Raw genomic sequence first — 2,413 nt, forward strand, 5'->3', positions numbered from 1 at the left:
TCTCTTCCTATTTTTACTCTAAGTGATCGGATTGCGCCAGTTTTCTCATCGACTCACCTCCTAGTTCTATTCGATGACTATTGTGTACCAGCCGATCCATTAGAGCGTCTGCGACAGTGGCGTTACCGATCATGTTGTACCACTCCTTTACAGGTAACTGACTGATGACGATCGTGCTGCTGTTTTGGTAACGATCTTCAAGCACTTCTAATAAGTGACCTGCATGCTCTTGGGTTAGCTTTTCCATCCCCCAGTCGTCGAGGATTAGTAGAGCTTTCTTAGCCAACGATTGAAGTTGCTTTTGATAGCTACCGTCCAGACGACCTGCGGTCAGGTCATCAAGCAGGCGAGTTAATCGGTAGTATCTGACCGTGTGTTGTTGGTCGCAGGCACTGGTTGCCAGTGCGCAGCCAAGATACGTTTTGCCAGCACCTGTTGGGCCTGTGATCAAGATATTCTGGTGCTTATGTAGATAACTGCCCGTTAGAAGTTCGCTCATCTGTTTACGATTGAGATTTCGTCCCTCCTTGTAGATGAGTTGGCTCGGCTGAGCATCCACTCTCAGTTTGGCTTGCCGTTTTAAGCGTTGGATTTTTGTCTGATTGCGATTCAAGATTTCACTTTCCAGAAGTAGGCTTAGCCTTTCCTCGAAGTCCAGCTCTGCGTAGGTGCTCAGTTGTTCTTGTTGCTGCTCTAACGCTTTCACTGCATGGCTCAAGCGGAGGGTTTTGAGTTGGTCGTTCAGTGCGTTCATTTGTATTTCTCCTAGTGATAACAGTTCGGGCCACGGACATTGCTATGAACAAGGTTCGGCGTGCTCGTGTTGTCTTTGCTCAGTTGTCCTTCACGATTGTTCTTCAGCAGATTGTTGATGAAGGTGTAGTTCGGTTTTGTCAGCATCAGCGCATCTTTACAGGCTTGCTCTAAGCGCGACTCGCCATGCGCTTTACTCAGATTGAGCAGCCCAAGGCAGGAGCGATACGACTGCTCTGGATGAGGCTTGGAGTAGAGCATCTTATTGATGACTTCTCGTGTGGCTGGGCCGATATTGGCTCCCCAGTTGAGCAGGCGTCCAGGCGACCACTTCTGATGTTGATGATTACTCGGCATGTGCTCTGGTTGGGTGCTGTTTCCGCGCTCTCTTTGGCTGCGTGGATGCTGGGCTACCAAGTTACCTTGATGGTAGATCTGCACCAGACGGTTGGAGGCTTCCAGTTCGACATGGTGACCAACAAGTTGATGTGGCACCGAGTAGTAGTGGCGGCGATATTCTATGTGATAATCAGGCCCAACCTTGGCTCGCTTGGTTTCGGTATAGAGGTATCGCTGCTTAGGTAGCGGCTTTAACGCTGGCTTATCGAGTTTGTCGAACAGCGCTTTGCGGCTCGCACCATACTGTTTCATCTCACGTTCGTTTAAGTCATTCATAAGCTCACGGATGGCAAGGTTCAGCTCTTTGAAGGTATGGAAGGTTTGATGTCGTAGTCGCATCATGATCCAGCGTTCCACTAGGAGCACGGCATTCTCTGCCTTGGCTTTGTCTTTCGGTTTGTAAGGGCGAGCTGGCATCACTGCGGTTTGATAGTGATTCGCCAGTTTTTGATAACTGTCGTTAAGTCTCGGCTCATAACGATTGGCTTTGGTGACCGCGCTACGTAGATTATCGGGAACCAAGAGCTGTGGTACACCACCGAAGTGCTCGAACGCATTGGCATGCGCCTCTAACCAGTAAGACTTACCTTGACTCGGGAAGGCTTCAACATAGGTGTAATTGGACGCACCTAAGGTCGCCACGAACACTTCTGCTTCGCGCACTTCACCTGTATCAGGGTTGATCACTTGAAGCCGAGGCCCACAGTAATCGATAAACAGCTTGTCACCTGCCACATGGAGCTGGCGCATGCTGCGCTTTTGAGTTTTGAACCAACGAGTGAAGTGCTCGCAGAACTGAGTGTAAGCGTAAGCTTGTTCTTGATATTGCTCATGGTATTCCTGCCACAACAACATCTTTGTCATGCCTTTACGTCTGAGTTCGACTGCGTATTGAGTGAAGTCTGGCATGACTTTATCGCGACTGGCTTTCTTGCCGTGATACAGCGCTTGCGTGAGATCAGCATCGCTGCAACTTTCGGGTAGAGGCCAGCCAAGTTGGCTTTGTTTAAAGCGAGTAAGGAGTTCCGATATGGTGGACGGGCCGAGTTTCAGGCAAGAAGCGATACCACGATTGGAGAGACCGCAGTCGTACTTAAGGCGTAATACCTCTTTGATTTTGTTCATTGGAGTTCTCTTTTTGGCCATTGTCGCTTCCTTACGTTCTTGTTTAAGAAGTAAAGAATAGCGAGCTATTGATTTAAAAGAGAAAAAGGAAGGATTTCGGGCATTCCGATCGCGGTTTTCGCTATTCCGATCACCG

The 2,413-nt window shown here is 49.1% G+C and carries 2 protein-coding genes; both read right to left on the minus strand.

The genetic code is table 11. The features are described from left to right. Positions 1-13: 13 nt before the first annotated feature. Positions 14-754 (minus strand): IS21-like element ISVch3 family helper ATPase IstB, encoded by a 741-nt coding sequence (gene istB / locus AB4263_RS24030; RefSeq protein WP_011988345.1) that lies wholly within the window; start codon positions 752-754, stop codon positions 14-16. Between the two features lie 11 nt (positions 755-765). Beyond that, on the minus strand, positions 766-2,298 hold the full coding sequence (istA, locus tag AB4263_RS24035; RefSeq protein ID WP_372099022.1) for an IS21 family transposase: 1,533 nt from the start codon (positions 2,296-2,298) through the stop codon (positions 766-768). Between the last annotated feature and the right edge of the window lie 115 nt (positions 2,299-2,413).

Origin of the sequence: Vibrio sp. 10N.261.55.C5, assembly GCF_041470505.1 — a bacterium.
In the GTDB taxonomy this organism is placed as follows: Bacteria; Pseudomonadota; Gammaproteobacteria; order Enterobacterales; family Vibrionaceae; genus Vibrio; species Vibrio crassostreae_C.

Coding starts and splice junctions, on each gene's coding strand:
- istB (WP_011988345.1), bottom strand. CDS start 754: ATGAACGCACTGAACGACCAACTCAAAACCCTCCGCTTGAGCCATGCA.
- istA (WP_372099022.1), bottom strand. CDS start 2,298: ATGGCCAAAAAGAGAACTCCAATGAACAAAATCAAAGAGGTATTACGC.